Genomic DNA, 12,111 nt, shown 5'->3' on the forward strand with positions numbered 1-12,111 from the left:
GTAACTTTATGGCGTAAATGGCGAGCGAACATACTGATTGGTATGCGCGGAAAGATAAGATTCTAGCTCTTGGGGTGAAATAAGCTCTAAGGTAGAATTAATCTCATCTCTCATTTGGGCTAATGCTCTAAAAGTAGTAGAGTGAGGGTGGCAAATAGCAATTGCATAGCCCTTTTTTTGTGCCTTTTTAATCAAAGATTTAAGTTGAGCTTTAGTATAGGCGACATCACTTTGATTATCTAAAAAAATATCACGCGCCATAATAAGCCGCTTTTGTTCTCTAGCGATACTTTCGCTTGCAGGGTATGAAGTCGTAACGCTATCAATAAACTTCAATCCCAGCTCATCAAACACACTTAGAAGATTAATCATATCAGCTTTGCTTTGGGTGAATTTACTCCCTGTATGGTTATTGAGATATACAAGCTGGGGAAAATCATTTTTAATCGCCAAAATATCTTGCTTGATAGATTCTCTACTTGCACCCACTTTTATAGGCTCTAGCTCTTTTTGTATAAAATGCTGTGCTTCAAGGGGAAGATGAATCATAAAACTTTTACCATTTTTAAGCACGAGTTCCGCAAGATGTGGCGTAGAGGGATTATGTTTTGTCTTTGGAAAAATAGAGGGTGTTATATTAAGCTTGAGATACTCTAAATGTTTAATTTGTGCAAGCGTAGAAAGGTCATCCATAATAAGAAGCACTTTTGGCTTCGCAGCACTTTGAGGCATAGAGGGTGTATTTAAAAATTGAGAATCTTGTTGTTTTAGAGATGGGACATCTAAAGAATGCGCTTTAGAATCAAGATTGATAAAATTATCTGAATGAAGTTGCGAAAATGCTTTATTAAAGCCCTGTATAATAGGGTGTTGCATTGAGACATGCTGCTGCGTGCTTTGTGTAGATGCTGATTTATCTTGTAGCGAAGTGATAATAGAATCTGCCCACACATTTATATGGTATATACATATAAAACCACAAAAAATCAAAATACGTGTTATCACTTAGTTTCCTAATGTGATTTCTACCTCAAGGGTGTTAATATTTTGATTACTATTAGTGCTAAATTCAATCTTGCTTGAACGCGTATATTTTTGCACAACTTGGAGAATCTCCTTTTGCATATCTTCAAGATAGGGTATATTCGCTGTCCTCTCGTGCGATAAAACCAACTTAAGACGCTCTCTTGCTAAATTAGCACTTTTTTGTGAGCTATGTCCAAACATATCAAGAAGACTCATTTAAAAATCCTTTTAAGCGTGCCCATAACACCCTCACTTTCCAAAGAAACAAAAGGCACTTCTTGTCCTAAGATTCTCTTAGCAATCCGCACATAAGCTTTTGCACTTGGTGCTTGAGTGTAAATCACAGGTTCGCCCGAATTTGTTGCACTCACAATTTTACTATCCTCTGGGATAAGCCCAATAAGAGGCAAAGCAAGTATGCCTAGCACATCATCGGTTGAAAGCATTTCGCCCTTTTTTACAAGTTCTGGCTTAATACGATTGATGATGATATGTTTTTGGACTTCTTCATTTTGTTGTGCTTTGTGGCTCTTTGCATCAATAATACCAATCACCCTATCGCTATCTCGCACCGAACTCACTTCTGGCGTAACAACAATAAGTGCTCTATCTGCCCATAATATTGCGTGTTCAAACCCACTCTCAATCCCCGCTGGAGAATCTATAAGAATATAGTCAAAATTTTCTCGCAAAGATGCAATGAGTTTACCCACTTTATCCTTATCAAGGATTGTTTTATCCTTTGTCTGTGAAGCAGGAAGAAAGTAAAGATTTTTTGTTTTTTTATGATTGATGAGGGCTTGTGAGAGATTGCATTTACCTTCCATTACATCAATGACATCATATACAATGCGATTTTCTAGCCCAAGGAGCATATCAAGGTTACGCAAACCAATATCAAAATCTATCGCTACAACTTTCTTCCCACTAGATTCTAGCTCCATAGCTAAACCCACAGCGAGATTTGCTGTTGCGGTAGATTTGCCCACACCGCCTTTACCTGAAGTAATCGTAATAACTTGTGCCATATCTGCTCCCATTTATCAATTAAAATATCATTATATAATGCTAAAGTTTAGTATGCGCTTATTTGAGCTTTTGTTGCAAGCTATTAAACATTGAACAAGCATTATCTAATCCACCCTTACAAGCTTTTTGATAATATTTCAATGCTAATTCATTATTACTACTCACACTTCCAAAGCCGTGCTCATATATGCTAGCAGCACCTGAACAAGCCACATTAATAATGATTTTTGTATGCTCCTCACATCTGTAAATATTTGCCTTTTCTTCGCTCAAAGCACTCACGGCTTTGCAATTTCTTTTCACATCACTTTCACAAGCAAATAATGTATGCTCTAAGGCTTTGTTTGCATCTTTAGTTGTTCCACCTAAGCCCTGCATTTCCCATAATCCTAATTGATAACAACTATTTGCATCTTTTAGCTCACAGCCTTTTTCTAAAAGGATTCTCGCTTGTGTGTGATTCTTATTTGCTCCACCAAAGCCGTGATAATAGTAAGATGAAAGCCTCTCACAAGCAGTGCCTAAACCATCTTCACAATCATTCTTATACATTAAGCCATACCTATCAAGATTCTCATTTTCACTATATTGCTCTAAAGCCTTTAGATTCTCACAACCTGCCTTAAATCCATAATCACACGACAAAGTGGCGTATTTTTTAGCAAGGGGGATATTTTGTGCCACACCCTGCGCGTGTTCATATATAATGGAAAGATTATAGCAACCTCCACCATCTTTATTATCACAGGCTTTTTGATAATATTTTTTTGCATTACTCAAATCTTTTTTTTCAAATTTATAACTCGCACCTAACGCCCGACAGCCAAAAGGAGAATCTAGCTCACACGCCTTAAGTGCGTAAGAATGCAAGAGTGGCTTTTTGTTTTGCGGAATGCTCTCAAAAATACCGAGCCAAATCTCACTTATTGCGACTTCACACGCTGCTTTTTGCTCTTTTAAAGGTAAAGAAGCGGCAAGACATTTTTTGCCATAAAGAGATTCTCGTTCAAGAGGAAGCGGCTCTTTACTTGCCTTTTTAATATGCTCAATATAGTCCCACTCCACCAAACCGCTCTCTAGATTCACAATGCTAAAAATAAAATGATAAGACACAATATGCAAACTGCCCTGCTTTGTTGTATCATTTGTAATCCGCGCACTTAAGGAATATTTAGGAGCAATCAATGTGCCTTTAGGGATAATGTCGGCAAACTCCTCATTGTTACGCATTGCACGAATCTTATCAAGGCTCGGGTCAGCATTAAAAGCATTTCCAGCAATCGCTGCAGTAAGTGTGATTTTTTGTGAGCTTACCGTGTCCGTGATAATCTTCCGCGCCAAAAGCCCAATGTCAATATCAAAATCACTCAAATTATTAAAATCTGAAATCATTAGAACTTTTTTGTTTTTAGAATCTTTTATAAATGAAGATTCTAATAAATCCGCTCCTGCTAGAGAGGTGATTTGAGAAATATCATCAAAGTTGAGCACAAATGGACTATTTTTATTAGGCTCGGCATAAATATATGTGCAAAATAAAGATACTAAGATACAAAATCTTAACCCCATCATCACTTATTTGTCCCTATTTGCCTTTCCTGCGATGATAAAGCGTAAAGCATTAAGTTTAATAAACCCTGCGGCATCTTTTTGATTATATACAGAATCTTCCTCAAAAGTGCTATATGCTGCATTAAATAAAGAATTTTTAGATTCTCGCCCTATAACAATGACATTCCCTTTATAGAGTTTAAGGCGCACTACTCCGCTTACTTTTTGCTGTGTCTTATCAATAAGTGCTTGTAATGCCTCACGCTCTGGGCTAAACCAATAGCCATTATAAATGAGCTCTGCATACTTTGGCATTATAGAATCTTTTAAATGTGCCTCTTCCCTATCAAGACACAAAGATTCTATCGCACGATGAGCTTTTAAATATATTGTGCCTCCGGGTGTTTCATAACACCCACGAGATTTCATACCCACATAGCGATTTTCTACCAAATCAAGCCGCCCAATGCCGTGCTTTCCGCCTAGCTCATTGAGCTTTGCCCAAAAATTCGCAGGACTTAGCTTTTCTCCATTTATCGCCACGCCATCGCCATTTTGAAACTCAATGCTAATAGATTCTGGCTTATCTGGCGCATTAAGTGGCGAAACACTCCATCGCCACATATCCTCTTCTGGTTCTACATTTGGGTCTTCTAGAATCTGTCCCTCATAGCTAATATGCAATAAGTTTGCGTCCATTGAATAAGGCGATTTATTTTGCTTTTTTTCAATGGCAATGCCTGCAGATTCTGCATAGGCTAAGAGTTTTTCACGACTATTCAAATCCCATTCACGCCAAGGAGCAATGACTTTAATATCTGGATTAAGCGCGTAGGCTCCGAGCTCAAATCGCACTTGGTCATTTCCCTTTCCTGTCGCTCCGTGTGCTATGGCATCAGCCCCAACACTTTTAGCAATCTCAACAAGTCTTTTTGCAATAAGAGGGCGCGCAATGCTTGTGCCAAGCAAATATTCTCCCTCATAAATTGTATTTGCACGAAACATAGGAAAGACAAAATTTTTGATAAACTCCTCTCTTAAATCTTCAATAAAAATATTTTCACTTTTTATACCAAGCTTTAAAGCCTTTTCTCGTGCAGGCTCAACCTCTTCACCCTGTCCAATATCAGCTGTAAAGGTTACCACCTCACAATGATAATTATCTCCGAGCCATTTTAAAATCACACTCGTATCAAGTCCGCCACTATATGCCAAAACAACCTTTTTAATCGCTGCCATAATCTACTCCATATTTTTATAGAATCTAAAGTGCATATTCTATACTAAAGATACTATATATGCAATATTTTGTTATGATTGTATTTTTCAATCACTATGAGCAAAGGTAGGTTATCGCACAAATGCCACATAATAAAGATTCACATAATATTAATTATGGCACAAGTGTGCGCAATCATAAACCACGTTTTACTCCAAAGGTTGCACAATCCTTGCACCAAAGCGAATCCGTCTCGCACTCGTTTTTTAAAAATCTTAAAGATTCACTACAAGATGCCCTAAAAGCCGCTCAAAAAGAACAATTCGTGCTTAAAACCTCAATGTATAGTGCATTAGCTCTAGCCATTTTTGGCATTAGCTTTGGGATTTTAGTCAAATCTATGGCAGTTATTTTTGATGGCTTTGTGGCACTTATTAGCGTAGGTTTAGGTGCGCTTAGCGTAGTAACTTCGCGCTATATCTACAAAGAAGATGATGATATTTTCCAATATGGATATGTGCGTTTTGAGCCAATGGTTAATCTCTTTAAATCTCTTGTGCTTGTTTTTATTTGTATATATGCCTTTATCAATGCCCTGCAGAGTATTATTAATGGTGGTTATGAAGTAGAACTTGGCGGTGCAGCGATATATAGTGCGTGTGCATTTGTATTTTGTGCGGCTTTGTTTATTTATACTTCGCTGTATGCAAAGGTGTTAGAATCTGATTTAATTAAAGTAGATAATACAGAATGGAAAATTGATTGTGTGCTGTATTTGGGTGCATTGTTAGCTTTTGGTGTAATTTATATGTTGCCTTATTTTGGTGAGATTGTTGGTAAAAACGCCTTTGCAGATTCTATAAATACTCTTTCACGCTATATTGACCCATTGCTTTTAGCAGTGCTTTCATTGCTCCTTTGCATCTCACCCATTCGCATAGCACTGAGCAATTTTAAAGATTTGATTATGGTAGCTCCACCTGAAATTGATGAAAAAATCACGCAGATTATGGAAGATTTGAGCAATGAATTTGGTTTTAGCGATTATGACACCCATACAGCAAAATCAGGGCGATTTTATATGGTAGAAGTCAATATTCTCACACACGAAAATTTCAAGCCCACAACGATGAAAGAATTTGATTCTATTCGCGAACGTATTGAAAAAGCCCTTGAGATTCCAAGCTATAAAATATGGCTCTCTGTGAGCTTTACTGCAAATCCCAAGTGGTTATAGAATCTATTGTCTTCTACTAAAAGTAAGTGCATAAGTGGCATTTCGCGTATCAAATAGCGGGTCTTTTGGAGGTTGCACTCCTGCGGGTAAATCTGATGGGAAATACACTTCTGCATTGCATTTTGTGCCGTTATATTTTTGCACTTTGAGTGTGCCAACTAATGTTTCTTTATGTGCTCCCTTCCAAAGTGCTGTCGTATCATTTGTAACATCTTGCTTATTAGGATAGATGAGATACATATCATATTCCATTGGTTTATTTTTTGTATAGGACTTAAAGGAAGAAAGCAAGAAATCTTTATCTAACTTTGAAAGTTCTTGCTCACTTAAATATTTTATCCCATCTTTTGGGACAAATTTCCACCGCGCCGCAATATTGGCTTTTTTGTGTGGTGCTTGAAAATAAAAGGTATGGATACTATAAAAGCCTGTATGCTCTAGGCTTGATATACCTATATTCTTCATATATGCCTCAAAATTCCTATAAGAGCTTACTTTTTGCGTAAGTCTTTTGATTTTCTCTGTATCAGGCTTTCCATTTTCTTGAGGGATTCTCATCTCAAAAAATTGCCCAAACTCTTGAGGATTCTTAGCAAAATTAATTTCGGTATTGAGCATTACCATTGTCCAAGTGTCCTTATCTCCTTGAAATTTGAGCGCCATTCCTCTAGGCTTGCTTCTATCATCTTGTTGAGCTCCACCTAATGAATAACGAATCTCTACAGGAATTGATTGTTGGGAGAGTAAAGGAACATCAATACTAGAAATAATACCTTTATGTGGGATAAACTCGCCACTTGCACAAAAACCTTTTGTATGGTTGATTTTTTGTTTAGGCTTTATCGCATTACCATTCAAGCGGTAAAAGACATCTGCTATACTCTGTGAATCATAAGTTTTTCTCTCATCATTTGCAAAAGCAATATTGCCCAAAACACAGCACATAAGGACTAAACCCAAATTTTTCTTTGTCAGCATAAAAACTCCTTCGTTCAACATAAAACCAAAGTATAACGATTAATTATAATAAAGCAAAACCTTGTCCAAATATGAGCTAACCTTAACTTCAATGAGAATATAATTTCTTCAATCTCAACTCTAAGGAGCATTTATGCTTATTATTTACACAACTACTTCAAGCAAAAAGGAAGCCAAACGCCTTACGCAGCTATTTTTACAATCTCGCCTCATTGCGTGTGTCCAACGCCACAAAATAAAAAGCAGCTATGTATGGCAGAAAAAAGGTAAGGATACAATTTGCAAAGAAAGCGAATATCTGCTTATTCTTAAAACGTTGCCTGTGCATTATAAAGAAATTGAAAAACTCCTCCTTACTCATCACAGCTATGAAATTCCTCAAATCATTGCTTTTGAGGCAAAAGCGCAACCCTCTTATGAAAATTGGCTTACTCTTACACTCCAAAAGCCGAGTGCATAGCTAAAATATTATATTTGATAATAAATTTTCTTGTTGCTATTTGTTTTCTTTACGCTTATAGAATGAGTGCGTAGGCTATCCTACTAATTTTAATATAAAGGATCTATTATGAAAAAATTATTCATTATAGCAATGGGAATCATCTTTAGTGCCTCTATGGCAAGTGCGTTTGATGTCAAAGGAGAAACTTATGGTGCAGCTTCTGATATTGCAAATGGCAAAAGCGCAAAACAAGTAGCTTCTACTAAGAAAAAAGAAGTAAAATCTGCAACAACTAAAGAACTAGAGAAAAAGAAAAAAGATGCAATGATGAAACAAATGCAAAAATAAAACTCTATGGCTCTTGGCAGAATCTTTATGATTCTGCCAACAAACTCTCTCCTATCACTTTTCCCCCATTTTAAAACAATTTCAAATTTTAAGTGTATTTACCAATCGTTTTTTTTTTTTTTTGTCAAATTGCCTTTCGTGGTTTATCACTACAATTTTCACATTACAAGGAGATATTATGAAAAAATTATTCATAATAGCAATGGGAGTCATCTTTAGTGCCTCTATGGTAAGTGCGTTTGATGTCAAAGGAAATGCTCTTGGAGCAGCTTCTGACCTCTCAAGCGGAAAAAGTGCAAAAGATATAGCCGAAGCGAAGAAAAAAGAAGCAGTAGATGCAGCAAAAGCTGAAGCTGAAAAAAAGAAAAAAGAGGCTATAGATAAAGCTGATTCTAAAACAGGTGGAGCAGCAAGTGCGGTAGGAGGATTCCTTAAAAAGTAATCTTCTTAGATTAAAGATTAAGTATCTCTCTATTCTTCGCGTGTAATAAAGTCTGTGGGTAGGCTTTATTACACTACATTCTTATGACAAACATACAATCTCCTTATCGTTTCTTTTAACAAATTTTTTATGAGTTATATTCAGGCACAATTAAGAAAGTGATAGTTGAATTTGCTTTTAGCCTATGCTGTAGATTCTTATTTTATCTTAAAATATGAGTAAAAAAGTAGCAATAATATACAAATTTTTATGATTACATATTGTATTTTTAAAAAAATGTAAGTATAATGCACTTCATAAGTTCAAACGAACTTAATAAAATCTAAAAAATGGAGGCATCCAATGAAAAAAGCAAAACCTATCCACTTCAACGCCTTTGAAATGAATTGTATTTCTCACCTTAGCCCGGGACTATGGCGCTATCCCAAAGACCAAGCACTGCGATACAAAGATATTGAGTATTGGCAAAATATCGCAAAAGTGGCAGAAAAAGGGCTCTTTGATGCCGTTTTTATCGCTGATGTGATAGGGGTATATGACATTTATGGGGGGAATGATTTGGGTGCGCTCAAAACCGCTCTGCAAGTGCCGGTTAATGACCCTACACAACTTGCTGTAATCGGAGCAGCAGTTACGCAGCACTTAGGTTTTGGAGTAACTGCAGGTGTGCCTTTTGAGCACCCTTTTCCTTTTGCAAGAAGGTTAAGCACTTTGGACCATCTCACTAAAGGACGCGTGGGGTGGAACATCGTTACAGGTTATCTCCCAAGCGCCAATAAAAATATGGGTGAGAGTGAATTACCTCACGATGAAAGATATGCACTTGCTGATGAGTATATGGAAGTTATTTATAAGCTTTTAGAAGGAAGCTGGGAAGATGATGCGGTAATTTTAGATAAACAAAGTGGTGATTTTGCAAATCCTGCTAAAATCCATCACATAGGACATCACGGCAAATATTTTGATGTGCCCGGAATCCATATATGCGAGCCAAGCATTCAGCGCACACCTGTGCTCTTTCAAGCAGGAAATTCACCTCGTGGAAGACAATTCGCCGCTACACACGCAGAAGCAATTTTCATTGCGCCTCCCACCAAAGAATATGCTAAAATCGCAGTCAAACAAGTGCGTGATGCACTTATTAATGCGGGAAGAGACCCTTATAGCGCAAAAATATATATTCTTGCGACAATTATCACTGATACAACCGATGCTCTTGCAGAAGCAAAATATAAAGACTTGCTTTCTTATGCAAGTGTTGAGGGCTCACTTGTGATAAATTCAGGCTGGCTCGGTGTAGATTTGTCTAAATACAAGCTTGATGACCCTCTAAACAATATCAAATCAAATGCCATAGTTGCACAAGTAGAAGCTTTGAGCAATTCTACCACAGATGATGGGAGAGTTTGGACACTAAGAGATTTAATCAAACTCACAGGCATAGGCTGCCAAGGACTAAAATTTGTTGGAAGTCCGCAAAAAGTAGCAGATATTTTGCAAGAATTTATCGCATACTCTGATGCTGATGGTTTTAATCTCGCATATGCTACTACACCGGGCACTTTTGAAGATGTTGTAGAATTTATTGTGCCTGAATTGCAAAAAAGAGGTGTGTATAAGCAATCTTATACACAAGGGAGTTTGCGCCATAAGCTTTTTGGTAAAGGTGATAGACTTGGTAATGAACATATTGCTTCAAAATATAGAGTAGGTGGCGAAAAATCCACTATTAACGATTATGCAGGGACAGGGAGACCAAAATTAAGAGGAGAAGAGTATGTTATATAATTCATTACCACAAGGCATTTTTATTATTCACGAGAATCCAGAATGGATCCCACCTTTTAAAGAGGCATTTGAACGAGCAAAAGTGCCATTTCAAGAAATAATCCTTACAGAAGGTGCTATCTATCTTGACAAAGAACCGCCTAAAGGAGTATTTTGGTCACGACTTAGTGCATCTTGCCATACACGAGAACATCAATATACCAAAGAATATGGACGCGCCATTTTACAATGGTTACATTCTTACAATAGGCGCGTAATTAATGGTTCATCGGTGCTTGAATTTGAAGTGAGTAAAATCAAACAATATCTTGCGCTTAATGCAGCAGGATTCTTAACGCCAAAAACTTATGCTTGTTTTGGTAAAACAAATTTACTTGAAGTGGCAAAAACATTGCAAACACCTTTTATCTCAAAACATAATCAAGGCGGTAAAGGGCTTGGTGTGAGACTTTTTGAAAACTTTGAATCTTTTAAAGAATATGTGCATTCGGCTGCATTTGAGGAAGCGATTGATGGTATTACGCTCTTGCAAGAATATATTAAAAGCAAGGAATTTTTTATCACTCGTGCAGAATTTATTGGTGGTAAATTTCACTACGCTGTGCGCGTTGATACAAGTGCGGGTTCATTTGAACTTTGTCCAGCAGAGGCGTGCAATATTGAATCTTTACCAAAACTCGCTGGTGGAATGTGCGAGATACAAGATTCTACACCCGCTATTGCAGGAGCAATGTGCGAGACAAGCGGAGATAAATTTAGCATTAGAGAAGATATTAACGCACAAACACCACTTATTGCAAAACTTGAAACATTTTTACACGCACATAAAATTGAAGTTGCAGGCGTAGAGTTTATGGAAAACACACAAGGTGAATTAGTCGTGTATGATATTAATACAAATACTAATTATAATAAATCTGTGGAATCTAAGGCTTCTCACAGAGCAGCAGATAGAATCGTAGCCTTTCTTAATGCAGAATGGCAAAAAAATCGTTAATTTAATCTCAAGGAGGCATTTATGGAATTTGGATATTGGACACCTGTTTGGGGAAGTTGGCTTAGAAATGTTGATGATGATAGCACTCAAGGCTCGTGGGAGTATATCAAAGACTTGACACTGCGCGCTGAAGAACTCGGTTATGTGCTTACACTCGTGCCAGAGCTCTACCTTAATGATATTAAAGGTGAAAAAGCTCCTGCTCTTGATGCGTGGTCTATTGCTAATGGATTGGCAGCAATTACGAAAAAAATTGAGATTCTAGCAGCCTTGCGCCCACAATATCATCAGGTTGCTCTCACAGCAAAGCAAATTGCTACGATTTCACAAATTTGTGGTGGGCGATTTAGTATTAATATGGTGTCAGCGTGGTGGGCAGAGGAAGCGAGACAATATGGGATAAGCTTTGATGGGCACGATGATAGATACGCCCTTACACACGAATATACTGATGTTTTAAGGGGATTTTGGAGCAAAAGCCCTCTTAATCATAAAGGCAAATACTTTAGTTTTGAAAATTCATTTAATGAACCTAAACCTCCTAAAATGCCACTTGTATATGCCGGAGGAGAGAGCGAAAGAGGAAGAGAAGCCATTACGCAGTTTGCAGATAAATATTTAATGCACGGAGGCACAATAGAAGAAGTCAAAGAAAAAATTGCTGATATGAAAGGAAGAAAACAAAAGGCTGGATTAGCACCTTTTAAAGGCTTTGGAATGGCTACTTATATTATCATTAGAGACACAGAGGAAGAAGCCTTAAAAGAGCTAGAAAGAATCACAACGATTAAAAATTATGCAGATTATGAAAATTCCTATAAGAATTTCACAGGCAATTCCCAACTTGATGTAGAAGTCTCTAAATATGATTATAGCGTTTCTAATCGTGGTTTGCGCTCTAATCTTGTCGGCACAGCTAAGCAAGTAGCACAAAGAATCAAGGCGTATGAGGAAGCAGGACTTAATCTGCTTATTGTGCAATGTGCGCCTATGAAAGAAGAACTTGAGCGCATTGCCAAAGAGCTTATGCCACTTGTAAAATAGATTCTTTGTT

The 12,111-nt window shown here is 37.2% G+C and carries 13 protein-coding genes; 7 read left to right on the forward strand and 6 right to left on the reverse strand.

Annotated elements, in window-relative coordinates; translation table 11 throughout:
* Window positions 1-6: 6 nt before the first annotated feature.
* Genes LS66_RS00540 through LS66_RS00560 form a run of 5 tightly spaced genes read right to left on the reverse strand, consistent with a single transcriptional unit; the run spans window position 7 to window position 4,845 of the window.
* Window positions 7-1,005, reverse strand: coding sequence for a divergent polysaccharide deacetylase family protein (locus LS66_RS00540; protein WP_236096939.1), 999 nt, complete (start codon window positions 1,003-1,005; stop codon window positions 7-9).
* Window positions 1,006-1,242, reverse strand: coding sequence for a cell division topological specificity factor MinE (minE, locus tag LS66_RS00545; protein WP_034367469.1), 237 nt, complete (start codon window positions 1,240-1,242; stop codon window positions 1,006-1,008).
* On the reverse strand, window positions 1,239-2,054 hold the full coding sequence (minD, locus tag LS66_RS00550) for a septum site-determining protein MinD (RefSeq protein WP_034325394.1): 816 nt from the start codon (window positions 2,052-2,054) through the stop codon (window positions 1,239-1,241). Before minD ends, minE begins: the two co-directional genes overlap by 4 nt.
* A 58-nt stretch (window positions 2,055-2,112) precedes the next feature.
* Window positions 2,113-3,627, reverse strand: a complete 1,515-nt coding sequence (locus LS66_RS00555; RefSeq protein ID WP_138091778.1) for an SEL1-like repeat protein — start codon at window positions 3,625-3,627, stop codon at window positions 2,113-2,115.
* 3 nt (window positions 3,628-3,630) lie between these two features.
* Complete coding sequence (locus LS66_RS00560; protein ID WP_034367466.1) at window positions 3,631-4,845, reverse strand: argininosuccinate synthase; 1,215 nt, start codon at window positions 4,843-4,845, stop codon at window positions 3,631-3,633.
* A 122-nt stretch (window positions 4,846-4,967) separates the two neighbouring features.
* On the opposite strand from LS66_RS00560, the gene LS66_RS00565 reads away from it, so the two are divergent.
* Window positions 4,968-6,062 (forward strand): cation diffusion facilitator family transporter, encoded by a 1,095-nt coding sequence (locus LS66_RS00565; RefSeq protein ID WP_034367463.1) that lies wholly within the window; start codon window positions 4,968-4,970, stop codon window positions 6,060-6,062.
* A 3-nt stretch (window positions 6,063-6,065) separates the two neighbouring features.
* Here LS66_RS00565 and LS66_RS00570 read toward each other — a convergent pair whose 3' ends face one another.
* Entirely contained in the window at window positions 6,066-7,040 is a 975-nt protein-coding gene (locus tag LS66_RS00570; RefSeq protein WP_011116059.1) for a catalase family peroxidase, read from the reverse strand.
* Between the two features lie 133 nt (window positions 7,041-7,173).
* Between LS66_RS00570 and cutA the strand changes: the two genes are divergently transcribed.
* The 6 genes from cutA (at window position 7,174) to LS66_RS00600 (ending at window position 12,101) form a co-directional block, all read left to right on the forward strand.
* Window positions 7,174-7,500, forward strand: a complete 327-nt coding sequence (gene cutA / locus LS66_RS00575) for a divalent-cation tolerance protein CutA (RefSeq protein WP_011116058.1) — start codon at window positions 7,174-7,176, stop codon at window positions 7,498-7,500.
* Between the two features lie 108 nt (window positions 7,501-7,608).
* A complete protein-coding gene (locus LS66_RS00580; protein ID WP_034325398.1) occupies window positions 7,609-7,830 on the forward strand; it encodes a hypothetical protein in 222 nt (73 codons plus the stop codon).
* A gap of 178 nt (window positions 7,831-8,008) precedes the next feature.
* Window positions 8,009-8,272: a hypothetical protein gene (locus LS66_RS00585; protein WP_034367461.1), complete on the forward strand. Its 264-nt coding sequence runs from the start codon at window positions 8,009-8,011 to the stop codon at window positions 8,270-8,272.
* Window positions 8,273-8,614: 342 nt separating this feature from the next.
* On the forward strand, window positions 8,615-10,060 hold the full coding sequence (locus tag LS66_RS00590; RefSeq protein WP_034367459.1) for an LLM class flavin-dependent oxidoreductase: 1,446 nt from the start codon (window positions 8,615-8,617) through the stop codon (window positions 10,058-10,060).
* Window positions 10,050-11,057, forward strand: a complete 1,008-nt coding sequence (locus LS66_RS00595; protein ID WP_011116054.1) for a RimK family alpha-L-glutamate ligase — start codon at window positions 10,050-10,052, stop codon at window positions 11,055-11,057. Before LS66_RS00590 ends, LS66_RS00595 begins: the two co-directional genes overlap by 11 nt.
* 21 nt (window positions 11,058-11,078) lie before the next feature.
* Window positions 11,079-12,101, forward strand: a complete 1,023-nt coding sequence (locus LS66_RS00600; RefSeq protein ID WP_034325401.1) for an LLM class flavin-dependent oxidoreductase — start codon at window positions 11,079-11,081, stop codon at window positions 12,099-12,101.
* Window positions 12,102-12,111 lie beyond the last annotated feature (10 nt).

Origin of the sequence: Helicobacter sp. MIT 03-1614 (assembly GCF_000762925.2) — a bacterium.
Lineage (GTDB): Bacteria > Campylobacterota > Campylobacteria > Campylobacterales > Helicobacteraceae > Helicobacter_C > Helicobacter_C hepaticus.

Coding starts and splice junctions, on each gene's coding strand:
- LS66_RS00570 (WP_011116059.1), bottom strand. CDS start 7,040: ATGCTGACAAAGAAAAATTTGGGTTTAGTCCTTATGTGCTGTGTTTTG.
- LS66_RS00600 (WP_034325401.1), top strand. CDS start 11,079: ATGGAATTTGGATATTGGACACCTGTTTGGGGAAGTTGGCTTAGAAAT.
- cutA (WP_011116058.1), top strand. CDS start 7,174: ATGCTTATTATTTACACAACTACTTCAAGCAAAAAGGAAGCCAAACGC.
- LS66_RS00565 (WP_034367463.1), top strand. CDS start 4,968: ATGCCACATAATAAAGATTCACATAATATTAATTATGGCACAAGTGTG.
- LS66_RS00560 (WP_034367466.1), bottom strand. CDS start 4,845: ATGGCAGCGATTAAAAAGGTTGTTTTGGCATATAGTGGCGGACTTGAT.
- LS66_RS00590 (WP_034367459.1), top strand. CDS start 8,615: ATGAAAAAAGCAAAACCTATCCACTTCAACGCCTTTGAAATGAATTGT.
- LS66_RS00580 (WP_034325398.1), top strand. CDS start 7,609: ATGAAAAAATTATTCATTATAGCAATGGGAATCATCTTTAGTGCCTCT.
- minE (WP_034367469.1), bottom strand. CDS start 1,242: ATGAGTCTTCTTGATATGTTTGGACATAGCTCACAAAAAAGTGCTAAT.
- LS66_RS00585 (WP_034367461.1), top strand. CDS start 8,009: ATGAAAAAATTATTCATAATAGCAATGGGAGTCATCTTTAGTGCCTCT.
- minD (WP_034325394.1), bottom strand. CDS start 2,054: ATGGCACAAGTTATTACGATTACTTCAGGTAAAGGCGGTGTGGGCAAA.
- LS66_RS00595 (WP_011116054.1), top strand. CDS start 10,050: ATGTTATATAATTCATTACCACAAGGCATTTTTATTATTCACGAGAAT.
- LS66_RS00555 (WP_138091778.1), bottom strand. CDS start 3,627: ATGATGGGGTTAAGATTTTGTATCTTAGTATCTTTATTTTGCACATAT.